The organism is Dysgonomonas sp. HGC4 (assembly GCF_001261715.1).
Lineage (GTDB): Bacteria > Bacteroidota > Bacteroidia > Bacteroidales > Dysgonomonadaceae > Dysgonomonas_A.
The window spans coordinates 86,495-100,790 of the sequence record NZ_CVRU01000079.1 but is presented as its reverse complement, the minus strand read 5'-3'; the positions used below and the strand labels follow the sequence as shown (position 1 = coordinate 100,790).

Annotated in this window: 12 protein-coding genes; 8 read left to right on the top strand and 4 right to left on the bottom strand. The window is 35.5% G+C overall.

Going from position 1 to position 14,296, the window contains the following annotated elements; genetic code table 11:
- The first annotated feature begins 206 nt into the window (after positions 1-206).
- Positions 207-989: a HipA family kinase gene (locus HGC4_RS07700; RefSeq protein WP_050709546.1), complete on the top strand. Its 783-nt coding sequence runs from the start codon at positions 207-209 to the stop codon at positions 987-989.
- The gene (locus HGC4_RS07695) at positions 967-1,350 is read left to right on the top strand and encodes a DUF3037 domain-containing protein (RefSeq protein ID WP_050709545.1); all 384 of its coding nucleotides are present in this window, start codon (positions 967-969) and stop codon (positions 1,348-1,350) included. Before HGC4_RS07700 ends, HGC4_RS07695 begins: the two co-directional genes overlap by 23 nt.
- Here HGC4_RS07695 and HGC4_RS07690 read toward each other — a convergent pair.
- Positions 1,332-2,264 (bottom strand): Ppx/GppA phosphatase family protein, encoded by a 933-nt coding sequence (locus HGC4_RS07690; RefSeq protein ID WP_050709544.1) that lies wholly within the window; start codon positions 2,262-2,264, stop codon positions 1,332-1,334. The genes HGC4_RS07695 and HGC4_RS07690 overlap by 19 nt on opposite strands.
- Before the next feature lie 216 nt (positions 2,265-2,480).
- On the opposite strand from HGC4_RS07690, the gene HGC4_RS07685 reads away from it, so the two are divergent.
- The gene (locus tag HGC4_RS07685) at positions 2,481-2,783 is read left to right on the top strand and encodes an antibiotic biosynthesis monooxygenase family protein (RefSeq protein ID WP_050709543.1); all 303 of its coding nucleotides are present in this window, start codon (positions 2,481-2,483) and stop codon (positions 2,781-2,783) included.
- Positions 2,784-3,099: 316 nt separating this feature from the next.
- On the opposite strand, the gene HGC4_RS07680 is transcribed toward HGC4_RS07685, so the two are convergent.
- A complete protein-coding gene (locus HGC4_RS07680) occupies positions 3,100-4,311 on the bottom strand; it encodes an alkaline phosphatase family protein (protein ID WP_050709542.1) in 1,212 nt (403 codons plus the stop codon).
- A 120-nt stretch (positions 4,312-4,431) separates the two neighbouring features.
- Positions 4,432-7,635: a TonB-dependent receptor gene (locus HGC4_RS07675; RefSeq protein ID WP_050709541.1), complete on the bottom strand. Its 3,204-nt coding sequence runs from the start codon at positions 7,633-7,635 to the stop codon at positions 4,432-4,434.
- Positions 7,636-7,888: 253 nt separating this feature from the next.
- Between HGC4_RS07675 and xrtK the strand changes: the two genes are divergently transcribed.
- The 4 genes from xrtK (at position 7,889) to HGC4_RS07655 (ending at position 13,469) form a co-directional block, all read left to right on the top strand.
- On the top strand, positions 7,889-8,416 hold the full coding sequence (gene xrtK, locus HGC4_RS07670) for an exosortase K (protein ID WP_050709540.1): 528 nt from the start codon (positions 7,889-7,891) through the stop codon (positions 8,414-8,416).
- Complete coding sequence (locus HGC4_RS07665; RefSeq protein ID WP_050709539.1) at positions 8,400-11,219, top strand: MSEP-CTERM sorting domain-containing protein; 2,820 nt, start codon at positions 8,400-8,402, stop codon at positions 11,217-11,219. Before xrtK ends, HGC4_RS07665 begins: the two co-directional genes overlap by 17 nt.
- 101 nt (positions 11,220-11,320) lie before the next feature.
- Positions 11,321-12,589: a putative DNA modification/repair radical SAM protein gene (locus HGC4_RS07660; protein WP_050709538.1), complete on the top strand. Its 1,269-nt coding sequence runs from the start codon at positions 11,321-11,323 to the stop codon at positions 12,587-12,589.
- A gap of 118 nt (positions 12,590-12,707) precedes the next feature.
- Positions 12,708-13,469, top strand: a complete 762-nt coding sequence (locus HGC4_RS07655; protein WP_050709537.1) for a TIGR03915 family putative DNA repair protein — start codon at positions 12,708-12,710, stop codon at positions 13,467-13,469.
- 107 nt (positions 13,470-13,576) lie between these two features.
- Here the strand turns inward: HGC4_RS07655 and HGC4_RS07650 are convergent, their stop codons facing one another.
- Entirely contained in the window at positions 13,577-13,759 is a 183-nt protein-coding gene (locus HGC4_RS07650) for a hypothetical protein (protein ID WP_050709536.1), read from the bottom strand.
- Positions 13,760-13,958: 199 nt separating this feature from the next.
- On the opposite strand from HGC4_RS07650, the gene HGC4_RS07645 reads away from it, so the two are divergent.
- Positions 13,959-14,168, top strand: a complete 210-nt coding sequence (locus tag HGC4_RS07645; RefSeq protein WP_050709535.1) for a hypothetical protein — start codon at positions 13,959-13,961, stop codon at positions 14,166-14,168.
- Positions 14,169-14,296 lie beyond the last annotated feature (128 nt).

Genomic DNA, 14,296 nt, shown 5'->3' with positions numbered 1-14,296 from the left:
GTAATAAAATTTAGTTTGTCACAATCATGCTTTTTTATTTTCTTGATTACATGAACTGTTTTTAGATAAACACTTATAAGCGTGATATGTTGTACTTGTTGTATCTTTACTTACTATTTAAGGTTGTAGACTTTTTTATTGCTTTGGTGAGTATTATAGCAATAGTCTGTTATCATTAGAAATACAGCAGTAAATATTTTATAATTATGGAATTACGGACGGTTAATGTTACAAGATATATTGCTCCTTTGCGAGAAGGCGGCTCTTTGCCTGCTCTTGCCGATGCGGATGATGGGTTTAAATATGTTGTTAAATTCAGAGGCTCGGGGCATGGTACTAAAGCCTTGATTTCGGAACTGATAGGAGGGGTGGTTGCTCAAACCTTGGGATTTCGGATTCCTGAACTTGTATTTGTAAATCTGGATGAGGCCTTTGGACGTACGGAAGGAGATGAGGAAATTCAGGATTTATTACAGAATAGTAAAGGACTAAATCTTGGATTGCATTTCCTGTCGGGTGCATTTACATTCGATCCCGTAGTAAATCAGGTTGATGCAAAGCTATCTTCTCAAATTGTTTGGATGGATGCTTTCTTAACTAATGTTGATAGAACTGTACGAAATACGAATATGCTTATGTGGCACAAGGAGCTGTGGCTTATAGATCATGGTGCTACCTTGTATTTTCATCATTCGTGGGTCAATTGGGAGAAGTATGCAGTAAGTCCGTTTACTCAGATAAAAGATCATGTTTTATTGCCAAATGCAAGTATGTTAGATGAGGCTGATATTGAATTCAAAAAGATACTGACTCCTGAAAAGATCAGTGAGATTGTTGATCTTATCCCTGATGAATGGTTAGAGTGGGGAGATGAAGATGAAACACCAAGTGATATAAAAAATATATACCGTCAATTTTTAATTGAAAGAGTAAATAATTCTCAGATATTTGTAAAAGAAGCTCAAGATGCAAGGAAAACACTTATATGAATATGCCGTAATTCGTGTTTTGCCAAGGGTTGAGCGCGAAGAGTTTATTAATGTGGGCATTATCTTGTTCTCGAAACGGGCTAAGTATATAAAAGTACTTTATAAGGTGGACGAAAACAAGTTGAAGTTATTCTCTGATGAGGCTGATGTAGAAGAGATCAATTCTATTCTGGAAGCTTTTGCGAAAATTAGCTCCGGCTCGAAGGATGGCGGAGTTATTGCCACATTCGATATTCCGGAACGGTTCAGATGGTTGACAGCAGTAAGAAGTTCGTGTATTCAGACTTCAAGACCTCACTCGGGTTTTTCATCCGATTTAGATCAGACTATTGAATGCCTTTTTCAAGAGTTAGTACTGTAAAAGGCTTTATTCTTTTCACTTAATACCGATTGGTATTGATAGTCTTTTATATATAAGTCTTTTATTATACCATCTGCTACTCCTATAATGGGCGTTTCTATAACTAATGCTCTCGATAGCTTCATTATTCTGAGGTAGATATTTATGGCTGGCATAATTACCTCGGCTCTGTCGAGGCTTACTTTTAGATTAATTACACGCTCCTCGTAACTCATGGTTCGAAGCTTACGATAATAAGCTATAAGTTCTTCACGCTTAATGCGACCGCATCGGCGAAGCAATGAGTCTAGTTTGTTGATATTGCCTCCCGATCCTATGAGCGATACTTTAGGAAAGTTCTTACAATGTTCTTCCATCCAGTCTTTCATAGCTTCCCATTCATTTTTCTCTTCTTCGGTAGGTAATGTACGTAGTGTTCCTAAGCGGAACGAACCCGTTGCTATCTCTTGATTCTTATAGAATAGAATCAATTCGGTACTTCCTCCACCTACATCAGTAAAAATATAGGCTCTGTCTTCTTCCTGAAATTCGTCAATATTATTTAGCCTGATATAATGGGCTTCTTCTATTGGGTCTATCATTTCGATGTGAATGCCTGTTTTGTTTTCCACATGAGTAAGTATTTCCGTTGCATTTTCAGCCTCTCTTATTGCCGAAGTTGCACAAGCTCTCCATACCTCTACATCGTTTACTGTTATCAAGCCTTGTAAGGATTGCATTAATGTAGTTAGTTTCTCTTTTTTTACATCGCTAATAAATCCGGTTGAGAAGGTATCTTCCCCTAGTTTTAAAGGTATGCGGATTAATTGATTTTTTTTGAAGTAAGGTTTCCCTTTATAGTCAACTACATCTGTAATCAAAAGTCGTACGGAATTTGATCCGATATCGATTGCTGCAAAACGTTTTGTATCCATATTTATGTTTAATTTTTTACAGCCGAAAATTACTTCTCTTAAGTTACATTTGTGTTACTTTCTTATTGCAAGTGTATGAAGTTAATTTGGTTCATGTAAAATTCTTGATATTTAAGATTTTCAGGAGGTTAGGTTGAAATTATAATTAGCGAAAGTTGAAGAATTAAGTATATTTGAGTTCATAATTGATTTCTTTATTCTTTTAAATAGAGACATATGATATTGGAGGTTGCTATATTAAACGTGAAAGAAGGGAGAGAAAAGGAATTTGAAAGAGACTTTCTCCTTGCCGGGCAATATATTAGTGCTATCAAAGGTTATATGAGACATTCTCTAAGGAAATGTTTGGAGCAAGATAATAAATATATTTTGCTGGTAGATTGGGAAAGTTTGGAAGCTCATACTGTTGGTTTTAGACAATCAGCTCAGTATTTAGAATGGAAAAGACTTTTACATGATTATTACGATCCATTTCCGGTGGTAGAACATTATGAATTATTGATAGAGAATGAAAAATAATCGTCCCTTTGAGTATAGGCTATTCCGTTTTATGGATGGTAGACAACAAAAACAAGCGACTAATCACTAGGCACTTGTTTTTTATAAAAGTAGTAATTTGTTATTTTCAAAAAAAGCAGCGAATAAACGATAACCTAAAACACGGAATAGATAATTGTGATCTTCTATTACAAATGTCCAGATTAATTATTACAGTATTCGCTCTATTTTGTTACTATTGGATTAATTAAGTAACTCTAAATATTTAATACGATATTTTATCACTATAACTATTTGTGGTTATTGAGATTACCTAGTGATGAAAAGGTTTGAAACCTTATTTTTGCTTTTTATTCAAGAATGATTTTACTTGTTTAAAGTTCCCATCATTATGAGCTGGTTTTACACCTAATAAATGTGCCAGAAGAGGATATATTGCTGTATTATCGAACGTTTTTCCTTTGAAATTTTCTTTGAAATCGGGACCAATTGCAAAAAAGATTACTTGCATATCGGGATGAGCAGGGTCATATCCGTGTGCACCTATGTTAGGTGATGGTTTAAAACCAAATTGCCATCCGCAAGCAGGGACAACTACGATATCTCCAATGTTAGGATTTGTTCCATACTTAAGACTTTTCGGCACTTTATTTTTTCGATATACTTTAATGTTATCAATGTTCGATAATGCTTTATATATAGAATCTTGATTCTCTTTACTTGCAAATATAGATGTAGGGTTATTGCCTACTGCCCGCTCGTACCACGATGGTTTCAAATAATCATTAATATTTATAAACCGATCTTTCGAAACATAAGTCATTCCATGATCTGCTGTTACTATCAGATTTATTCTGTCAGCAAACGGTAGCAACTCTATGCCATCAATTAGTTTACCTATAAGGCTATCTATGTAATTCACCATTATTTTGGTTTCCTTTCCATTAGGCCCAAAATGATGTCCAGAAGCATCGGGTTCGTCCATATAAAGAGTGATTAATCGGGGTCTATCTTCTTCCTTTTTATTAAGCATGGCTAGTGCAGTATCAACCCGTTGCTCAAAAGTGAGGCGAGGTTGTTCTGCCCATTCTTTATAATAGGTTGGGTATGAATTTTTGATATTTATATCCGATCCTACCCAGTAAATGCTGGCAGCTTTTACACCTTGTCGTTGAGCTGTTGTCCAGATAGGTTCACCTTTATAATAATCGGGATTGTAGCGAGTCAATGAATCCCCCATGCTGTATTGTCTGTGGTTTGCTCTATCCCAAAATATATTATTTACAATACCATGATGATCGGGAACAAGCCCTGTTATCAATGTATAATGGTTGGGGAAAGTAGATGCAGGGTACGATGGCCTCATAACCGCACTTACTCCTTTTTGAGCCATCTTATCTAAATTGGGTGTTCCATGTATTTGAGGATAATCCCATCTAAAACCATCTAAAGAAACTATAATGGTGTAACTTTCTTTATTCTGAGAATAGAGGTTAGAACTGAAAACTATAATCAGAAGAGTGATAAATAAGGAATGAAGTCTGTTCATAACTGATTTGTTTTTTATTAGTAGAGACGTAATAGATTACGTCTCTACATGAATACCCTATTGCAAAGTTAATGAATAGGAATCCGTCTTATGTAATTAATTATAGGTAAGTTTCTTTATTTAGAAAATATATTTCACCCCTATTTGAGAACGCCAGCGTGAATTATAGTCTGATATATTATATAATTTTTCTCCGGCAGGTTTAGTAAATTGGAATGTTGGAACGCCCTCTGTGCTAACACTTGCTACAGTTACTGGAGAGTAAGAATATCCTGGGCTGTTATATAGTCCCCAAGCACTATTCAGTAGGTTTCCTACATTTAGAATGTCAAAGTTTACTTGAAGAGTGTGTCGTCTACCTGAAACATTTAAGTAGAAATCTTGAGCAATATGAAAATCGAAGTGATGTTCAAAGGGAGTTCTAAGACCATTTCTTTCAACATATTGTCCTTTCTTTTCTCTGATATCCTTAGTGTTGTTGATCCACTCACCTAATGCTGTACGTTGTTGGTCAGCAGTACTGGTTACAACTTTATTGCTGTTGGTGATGTCTTGAAACTTCATATTTGCCAATTCTGTATCTGTTGGGATGTATAATACATCATTGCCTGATACTCCATCATTATTGATATTATTCTTATAAGTCACAGAATAATTAGCACCTGATTGACCGTTATAAAACAAGCTGACAGAAGTAGCGAAGTTTTTAGCATATTCCTTTCTGTATGAAATTGTTCCTATTATACGATGAGGAGTGTCAAAATCTGAGTATGATAACTCAGGGTTATTGGGCCCTTGCCAGTTTTCGTTGTAAGACCAGTTAGAGAAAGCTTGGCTTGATGTTCCATCATTTATTCCTTTAGAACGTCCGAAAGTATAAGCAACCATGGTATTTAATCCGAAATCGAAATCTTTTTCTAATTTTCCGGTCACACTATATGTATATCCTTCGCTTGTATTAGTAAGGTATACAATACCTGTATATTCTTTGGTGTATGCTTGGTTGGTTGCCGGATTTATTCTGTTTGTATATAGAAGGCGTTGGTCTCCTCCATTGTTCAGGTATTTTCCACTTTCTTGTACTACAAGATTTTTGTACATTATGTTGTTCATTGTTTTAGAGTATAGTCCTTCAATTGACCCTCTAAAGCCATTACCAAAGTTTTGGTCTACTGCCAGATTTACACGGAATACTTGTGGAAATTTAAATTTTTTATCCACTACATCTATTTCTGAAGTCATAGCACTTGATGGCGTAAATTGTTTACTCGGATCAATTTGAAACTTGAATCCATCTGCCATTGCTGCAGCCATATCTGCTTTTTGTAATCTGGTGCGGCTATATTCAACCCCTGTATTAGAGAAGCTATTTGATATCCATACAAAAGGAACACGTCCGGTGAAGATACCTAGTCCACCTCGTAACAATGTGTTTTTCTTTTCGTCTATGTTCCATCTGAAACCTACACGAGGAGACATCATTATCTGAGTTTTGGGCATTTGGTCTGTTGCTACTTGATATTCTTGTGCAATAGCTGAGGCGTTGAATGCTTCATTCTTACCTGGTTTATCGAGAAATACCGGTATGTCTACTCTTAAACCGTAAGTTAAGTTGAATCTGTCTGTTACTGCCCAATCATCTTGTCCGTAGAAACCCAATTGTGCAGCTCCGAAAGAAGGAGCCCAGTTTTTACTTCCGGTTATATCTTCGCGAGAGAATGAATAATTGTACTCGTAAGGAGCTTTTTCGTTGGCTGTGCCTACCGATAAAAAGTCATCCATTGAGTCATATATATAAGAACCAAAATTGTCTCTGATGAAGAGGTTCTTCATTTTGAAGAATTCGTTATGGGTACCAAATGTAATGGTGTGATTGCCTTTGTACCAAGTAGTATTATTCGTTAATGTCCAAACATCTTGGTCTAAAGAATTGGCTGGTGTATAGCGTTCGGTACCTAATTCGATACTTCGAGCATTCTCCAGATTTATTTTGATATATGGTAAAGGTTGCCCTGTAATTTCGCGGAAGTCGCGTACTCGTGTGTAGCCTACGCGGAATTCGTTGAACCATTCTTGAGATAATCTTGAGTTCAATTCTCCGACAAACGAATTCGTTTTATTGTTCATATTATATCCGTTGTCATTCAAGCGGAGTGCATTTGCCGAGTTCGAGAAGTTCAACTGAGAAGCTTCTACATAACTGTACCTCACAGTTGCTTTGTGCGCTTTGTTGATATTCCAGTCTATTCTTGCTAATAATTTAGTAGCTTCGGTGTTGATATCTTGTTGTCCATATCCGCCACCGTTATATCCGCCAGTCAGTGAGGTTAATTTATTAATTACCTGATCGGCTTGCTCTTTGGTTATATTAGAACCGGCTCCAACATTATAAGACGATGGGTAAGTTTTTTCTACTTTTTCAGCATTAGCGAAGAAGAACAATTTATCTTTAACAATAGGCCCACCAATTGTAAAACCGTATGTTTTTTCCGACTGATTGGTAAGTTTAGTTCTGTTTTCAATATCCTTTCCAGCAGTTTTACCAACTAAATCCTGATTGTTGAAATATCCATAAAGTGATCCGTGTACAGTATTTGTTCCCGATTTGGTAATGGCATTGATACCTCCACCAGTAAATCCGCTTTGGCGTACATCAAAAGGTGCAATAACTACTTGAATTTCTTCAATCGCATCCAAAGAAATAGGATTTGCTCCTGATTGTCCACCGTTGGTTCCGCTTGAAGCTAGTCCAAAAACGTCATTATTTACAGCACCGTCGATTTGAAAGCTATTGTAGCGGTTGTTGCTACCTGCAAAAGAGAGTCCAGACCCCGATACTACTGCCTGAGGTGTAAGTTTTGCCACATCATAAATACTTCGCGATACAGTTGGCATATTTTCGATCTGTTGTCTGTTGAAGTTGCTTGCAGCTCCTGTTTTGCTTGCATTAAATTGAGAGACTCCGGTAATTACTACCTCGTTGAGCATCTGATTGTCCTGCTCAAGTTTGATTTGAACATCAAAAGTTTCTCCCAAGCGTAAATTAATTCCGGATTGAACATACTTATTGAATCCTAATAACGAAACCTCTAAAGTATATGGACCCCCTGTTCTCATTCCTTGAATAAGGAAGCGTCCACTCTCGTTTGCAGTGCCGTAATAAGTAGTTCCCGAAGGAGTATGAGTTGCAGTAATTACAGCTCCCGGAAGAATATCCGAATCATCTGAGACTCTGCCCGATAATGAAGCTGTTGTTACTTGTGCAGATACAAAAGAGTTTATACCTGTTAAAAGCACGATGAGTAAAAGAATAAATTTTTTCATACATTAATTTAATTTATACATTTTGTTAGTACAAAAGAATAGTATAACTATTTCGTTAATGCGAACAGAACGTTACGTTCCTGTTAATTAACTTTATAGTCATACCTGCCTGTATGAGAATTTATTTGATCTTTTTTTGTTGTAGTTGTGATACAAATATCTGTAAAAAAAATGAAAAATATAGAGACTCTTATTTGTAAAATGTAGTATATATATAAAATAAATCGTTTACTTTGTGTTTCAAAGTTCTTTTATGGTTAAGAAAGATATTATATATATAGGAGTTTGTTTTGTGATATTTGCATGTCTGAGATTTGCTTTCTCATTTCTGGATACAGAGATGATGCAATTTTTATTGATGCCAACAAATAAGTTAATAGAGGTTATTGTTGGATCGAAAGGGGAGTACATAGATGGGGTAGGATACTTTCATTCGCAATTGAATATTGTGATAAATAAATCGTGTTCAGGATATAATTTCTGGCTGATAGGTTTTCTTATGGCTTCTTTCGTTCTTATCAAATCACAAAAGATCAACTTTTTATTGACGATACCCCTTACTCTAGTTATATCCTATATGGTTACCATATTGGCTAATGTCTCCAGAATCGCAGGATATATTCTTTTGATGAAAGGTAAACTACCACAGTATATCGACTCCAATGGTACATGGCTGCATCAAATGGAGGGAATTTTTGTATACCTCTCTTTTTTAATATTGTTTTTTCTCACACTAAACTATACTATCACTAAAATAAAAGATAATGAAAAAACTGCTTGATCCCAGATGGATTTTTATTGTAAACACACTGCCCGTAATTCTTTTAATTTTTATAGGTTGGGGCGAATTTCATATTATCGAAAGCTTTCTTTCTGCTGATGAAATATCATTGTGGAAGGTTTTTGCTTTGAGCCTTATAGGCTTGTCGGCGCTGTCGTTTGTGTATGCGACTATTCAGAGTATAAGAAAGAAGCATATCTGTATTCTATATAGTATTGCATCATTAGTTATATATGCTACATATTTATATGTGTATGCCAACTATTCAGACGATTTTGTTTCTTGGAATGTGCCTCGTTGGCTCTTCTCAGGTAATATTTACTTGTATGTCGGTACTTTCTTGATGCCTACACTCATCCATTCATTATTATGCTTGGTATTAATTCTCACACCTCATACAAAACAACTGAAAGCTTGGCCTAATATTTTAGCAGTAATATTTATTCCTGTCTCATTCTATGTATTTGGTATTTTACTAGCTCCTTTGTGGAGTATAAAGTCATCTGGTGAGCATCATATATTGATCAGCATGATGATTATAGGGGTCACCTTCTTCTTATTTTTCTTGATTCGGTTTCTGTATATACTGATTTCAGATAAAACAATCAGAGAAGAATACGAATTGTTATGGAAAATACCTGTTGCTTTGCTCTTTCCTTTACTGGGGCTATTTGTTAATAGTGTTGTAGATAATCTATTTGGCGATTTTTCGAGTTACGCATTTCCTATATTAGCTATATTGAATGGGGTTTTGATTTGTTTGCCTTCTTTCGAGAATCGCAAGGTTAGGCTATTTGTATTCTTTGGTCGATGTGCTACTTTTCTATATACTTTCTATTTCTTCTTGGTCTTTTTGCCTTTTCTTCCTCTATCTGTTTTTGCTATATTGCTTATCGGTACTGGTTTTTTGATGCTTACACCTCTTTTGTTGTTTATTATTCATTTAGATCTGATTTACAAAGATTTCAAACTTCTGAAAACAATATACCGTAAAGCATTATTGTATCCGATAATGATTATTGGCTTTATTACTCTGCCCATAGGTGTTTCGCTAAGCTATCAGTATGAAAGATCGGTCTTATTCGATACATTGGAGTATTTGTATAGTCCCGATTATACAAAAGAGTATGATTTGAATGCAGGTTCAGTGCTGAAAACACTGAAAGTAGTTGACGAAAACAAACAGAGTCAGTTTTTCTATAATTCGACACCTTATTTATCAAGCTACTTTAAGTGGCTAGTACTTGATAACCTGAATCTGTCGTTTAATAAAAAAGAATTGATAAGGAACGTTTTTTCTTATAATGAATCTCCTTATCCACAAGCAAAAGAGTTAGCCAAAGTGGGTAGTAAAGAAATAAGTATAATAGATATTCAGCATCGGAGCAACTATGATAAAGAGAAAGCGGCATGGGTGAGTTGGATTGATTTATCGATAGAAAATAAGAATGCTTCTCTACAAAGTTCCGAATATATAACACAAATAGATTTGCCCGACGGTTGTTGGATAAGCGATTACTATTTGTATGTGGGCGATGTGAAAGAGATGGGTATCTTGGCTGAGAAAAAAGCTGCAACATGGATATTCTCTCAAATACGTAACGAAAATCGTGATCCAGGGATGCTGCATTATCTTTCAGGCAATAAAGTCGACTTTCGGGTATTTCCCTTTGGGCTCGGTGAGGTACGATATACGGGTATTGAGTTTATTCATAAAGATCCGGTTGTGATTGATATTGATGGATATTCCGTTGCATTGGGGAACGATTCTGAGGTGGGGCAAGGTAAACTTGCCGAAAACCGGATAATAAATGATATAGAGAATGAGGCGCGCAAGGTTGTCTACATTTCATCTCAAGAAAAACAAGATTTGCAAACAGTATCAAGAAAACCTTATTATCATTTTATTGTAGACATATCTAATTCAACTGTTGATAAGCAAAAGCGATATATTTCTGATATGAAAAGATTGCTTAATAAGAATCTGATAAGTAATCAAGAAGCTCAAATATCCTATACGGGAACTTATGTGAAGACCAAGATGATGGCTGAGGGATGGGACGATTATCTGAAGTCTCAACATTCCGAAGGAGGCTTTTTTCTGGATAGGGCGATAAAAAAGATATTGTTTGAATCGTATATAAATCCAAAAGATACTTATCCTATAATTGTAGTGGTGAGTGATAATATTCAGAAAGCCATTGTATATGATGATTTTGCAGATTTAAGATTTACATATCCGGAGCATGATAAATTTTATGTTTTAAACCAAGATAGTCTATCTTCTTATTCGTTATTTGAAGATGTGAATAGTATTTTAGAAAGGGGTTTGACTGCATTTCCCGAATGTAAGGTTAAAGTCTGGCCCTCCATGGTTAAACCTTTAGCTTATTTGCCTAATGATAGTTTACCATCCATAGTGTTGAATACTAAGAGTAAGGTCTTGAAGAGTGATCTCTCTGCTATTAAAGAAAAAGATTGGGAATCGGGGTTATTGATGCAAGGGCAATGGATGTTACAAGTTTTGTATCCTCAAACAGCAGATGAGCAGTGGTTGTCATTGATTCAGAATAGTTTTAAATCTAAAATATTGACACCGCTTACTGCATATATTGTTGTAGAAAATGAAGCCCAAAAGGAAATGTTGAAAAAGAAGCAAGAAGAAGCTTTGTCGGGAAACAGATCGTTAGATTTGAATGATGATACGCAACGTATGTCAGAGCCCAGCCTTTTTGTTATGTTATTGCTATTGGGTTTACTTTATTTATTCAATAAAAAACGAAGGAGTAAATATAAAATGTAATTGGTTATTATTTAGTGTATTGTGTGTGTTTTTAACAAAGAGAACTCTTTTAATGTTTTTTGAGCTAATCTCTCATTTGAAATAATTTTCTTTGTAGTACTATGAACGAAAACGTACTCGAAAAGTTAAAAACACTAGCCGAATCTGCAAAATACGATGTGTCTTGCTCATCAAGTGGTGCTCCCCGTAAGAATGTTGCGGGAGGTATAGGAAATACTGTCGGAGGTATGGGGATTTGTCATAGTTTTACGGAAGATGGAAGGTGCGTATCGTTGTTAAAGATAATGCTTACCAACAACTGTATTTACGATTGTGCCTATTGTATCAATCGCAGGAGCAACGATATAAGACGTGCCACTTTCACGGTGCAAGAACTTGTTGATCTAACGATAGAGTTTTATCGTCGCAATTATATTGAAGGACTATTTCTTAGCTCGGGAGTAATAAATAATCCCGATTATACTATGGAGCGTATGGTGAGAGTTGTTAAAGAACTACGAACCGTTCATCGATACAATGGGTATATTCATATGAAAAGTATTCCCGGCGCTAGTCAGGAATTAGTTAATGCAGCCGGATTATATGCCGACCGTATGAGCGTGAATATTGAGATACCTACCGAGAAAAATCTCCAATTACTAGCTCCCGAAAAAGATCATCTAAGTGTATTCAAACCCATGAAGTATATCCAACAAGGTATGCTTCAAAGTATCGAAGAACGTCAGAAGTTTCGGTCTGCTCCACGGTTTGTGCCTGCGGGACAGAGTACTCAAATGATTGTAGGTGCAACGAATGAAAGTGATAAAGATATTCTTACCTTATCTTCGGCATTATACAGACGTCCTAGTATGAAACGGGTCTATTATTCGGGCTTTATTCCCGTCAACAGTTACGATACACGTTTACCTGCATTGAAACAGGCTCCGTTGGTTCGCGAAAACAGACTGTATCAAGCAGATTGGCTGATGCGTTTTTATGAGTTCAGAGCCGATGAAATTGTAGATGATGCATATCCTGATCTCGATCTCGAAATTGATCCTAAATTATCTTGGGCATTGCGTCACCCCGAAATGTTTCCTGTTGATGTAAATAAGGCTGATTACTCGTTAATTCTCCGTATTCCGGGAATTGGTGTGAAGTCTGCAAAGCTGATTGTTACTTCCCGAAGATATGGCAAATTAAATGCTTATCAGTTGAAAAAGATGGGAATAGTAATGAAGAAGGCTCAATATTTTATTACCTGTAACGAGCTACCCATGAATACTATAAACGAGGTAAAACCTGAGTTTCTTCGAAAGATTCTGACTGAAACTAAAAAGAAAAAAGGAGAGGGAGATCAGCAGCAACTTTCTATTATCTTCCCCGATTAAGATAGCAACCCTTTCTTTTGTTTTGCTAAGTTCAATAGAAGTGGTCTATTCTTATTTGAAAGTATATAATTAAATACGTTTATTTACTTAAGGTTGTAAACTTATAGATGTTTCTCTTATGATTGTATTCTTTTATGATAAAACATTCGAAGGCTTTCTTTCTGCTGTTTTTGATGCATACAGTAGGAAAACTTTCCCTGATAAATTATTAGGGGAGGGGAGTATCACCCCTATGTTTATGGAGGAAAGCTATACTGTCATTACACAGGAAGACAGGTCTGCCCGTGTATGGGCTTCTCTGCAAAAGAAGTTGTCGAAGACGGCTTGTAATATGCTTAATTATGTTTGGCTTTCGGAAGAAGAGGGCAGCGAAGATCTTTTGTTCCGATATGTGCGTAAAGTATTTGATAATGCTCATTCTATTGAAATGAATTTTGGAGATGATGATGTCCTTCAAATTCATCAACTGGCAAAAAAGGTAGCTAAGGAAGAGCAGTATCTAAAGCAATTTATTCGTTTTCAGAAAGCGGCTGACGGTATTTATTTTGCTCCCGTCTCACCTGTTTATAATGCTTTGCCTTTAGCAATAAGTCATTTGAAAGATCGATTCTCGGATCAAAGATGGGTAGTGTATGATTTGAAACGAAAATATGGATATTATTATGATCTTCAAACCGTTGTTGAAATAACATTAAGTGATGATGAGCATTTATTAAGTGGAAAGCTAAATGATGCGCTCATGGCTGAGGACGAAAAGCTGTTTCAGGAATTATGGAAAGGCTATTTTAAATCGATGACTATAAAGGAACGAATCAATCCGAAGCTGCACCGCCAGCATATGCCAAAACGTTTTTGGAAATATCTTACCGAAAAGCAATAGTTATAGTTTAAAGTTTAGTGTTGTTTCTCAATGCTATGTTTGAAAAATATCAGAACCGTTCTATTCTTTGAAAAATAGAGCGGTTCTGACATATAGGTGTAAACTGATTATAAGTCTTCAGTTTTTACTTTCTCATCAAGATTACTGATATTGACATCTTCGCGATAAGCGTGCAAATGTTCAGATTCAGATCTTTTTTTATCACTACACAGACCTTCACTTTTTTTCATGGGAGCTCCTAATCTGCGATCCAAGTCAGCTTTTGATGTATTATCATTCTCTTGTGCCATAATCGTATTGTTTTAGGGTATAAATGCCTCATTCTTATTGATCGGACTATAAATTAGAACAATATAGAATAGTGAATTGTTTAATAAGTAATGAGTAAATAGAATTTACTAGTCGAAAAATATGTAAAAAGCGAACCTTCATTAAGATAGTATCTTACTTATATAGATAAAGAAAAATACGAACTTAAAACTTACTGTTATGATTAAAGGGAATGCATTACAAATATTAAGAGACAAATATACTGAGATAGAAGACGATATAACTTTCAGAGAATTTGTAGAGTTGCAAGCTGATAAGGATCCGAACTTCTATAGTATTTTATTTAAAGAGAACTCAGAAAATAATCCTGCAACACCGTTAACAGAAAGGCAAATACAAGCTTACAAAGATTTTCTGGATAGTATCTGATTGAATAAGTTCTATTGTAATTTTCAGGTTATAGTATATGTGTAAATGAAAATAGTTAGAGCTGTTTCTATAAAAAGGAAAAGCCCCGAAATTTTCATTTACAGGACTTTTGCGGCGTTGAATATTAT

Excerpts from the sequence above, each read along its gene's own strand:
- HGC4_RS07695 (WP_050709545.1), top strand. The coding sequence starts at position 967 with ATGCAAGGAAAACACTTATATGAATATGCCGTAATTCGTGTTTTGCCA.
- HGC4_RS07685 (WP_050709543.1), top strand. The coding sequence starts at position 2,481 with ATGATATTGGAGGTTGCTATATTAAACGTGAAAGAAGGGAGAGAAAAG.
- HGC4_RS07660 (WP_050709538.1), top strand. The coding sequence starts at position 11,321 with ATGAACGAAAACGTACTCGAAAAGTTAAAAACACTAGCCGAATCTGCA.
- HGC4_RS07680 (WP_050709542.1), bottom strand. The coding sequence starts at position 4,311 with ATGAACAGACTTCATTCCTTATTTATCACTCTTCTGATTATAGTTTTC.
- HGC4_RS07650 (WP_050709536.1), bottom strand. The coding sequence starts at position 13,759 with ATGGCACAAGAGAATGATAATACATCAAAAGCTGACTTGGATCGCAGA.
- xrtK (WP_050709540.1), top strand. The coding sequence starts at position 7,889 with ATGGTTAAGAAAGATATTATATATATAGGAGTTTGTTTTGTGATATTT.
- HGC4_RS07645 (WP_050709535.1), top strand. The coding sequence starts at position 13,959 with ATGATTAAAGGGAATGCATTACAAATATTAAGAGACAAATATACTGAG.
- HGC4_RS07690 (WP_050709544.1), bottom strand. The coding sequence starts at position 2,264 with ATGGATACAAAACGTTTTGCAGCAATCGATATCGGATCAAATTCCGTA.
- HGC4_RS07700 (WP_050709546.1), top strand. The coding sequence starts at position 207 with ATGGAATTACGGACGGTTAATGTTACAAGATATATTGCTCCTTTGCGA.
- HGC4_RS07665 (WP_050709539.1), top strand. The coding sequence starts at position 8,400 with ATGAAAAAACTGCTTGATCCCAGATGGATTTTTATTGTAAACACACTG.
- HGC4_RS07675 (WP_050709541.1), bottom strand. The coding sequence starts at position 7,635 with ATGAAAAAATTTATTCTTTTACTCATCGTGCTTTTAACAGGTATAAAC.
- HGC4_RS07655 (WP_050709537.1), top strand. The coding sequence starts at position 12,708 with ATGATTGTATTCTTTTATGATAAAACATTCGAAGGCTTTCTTTCTGCT.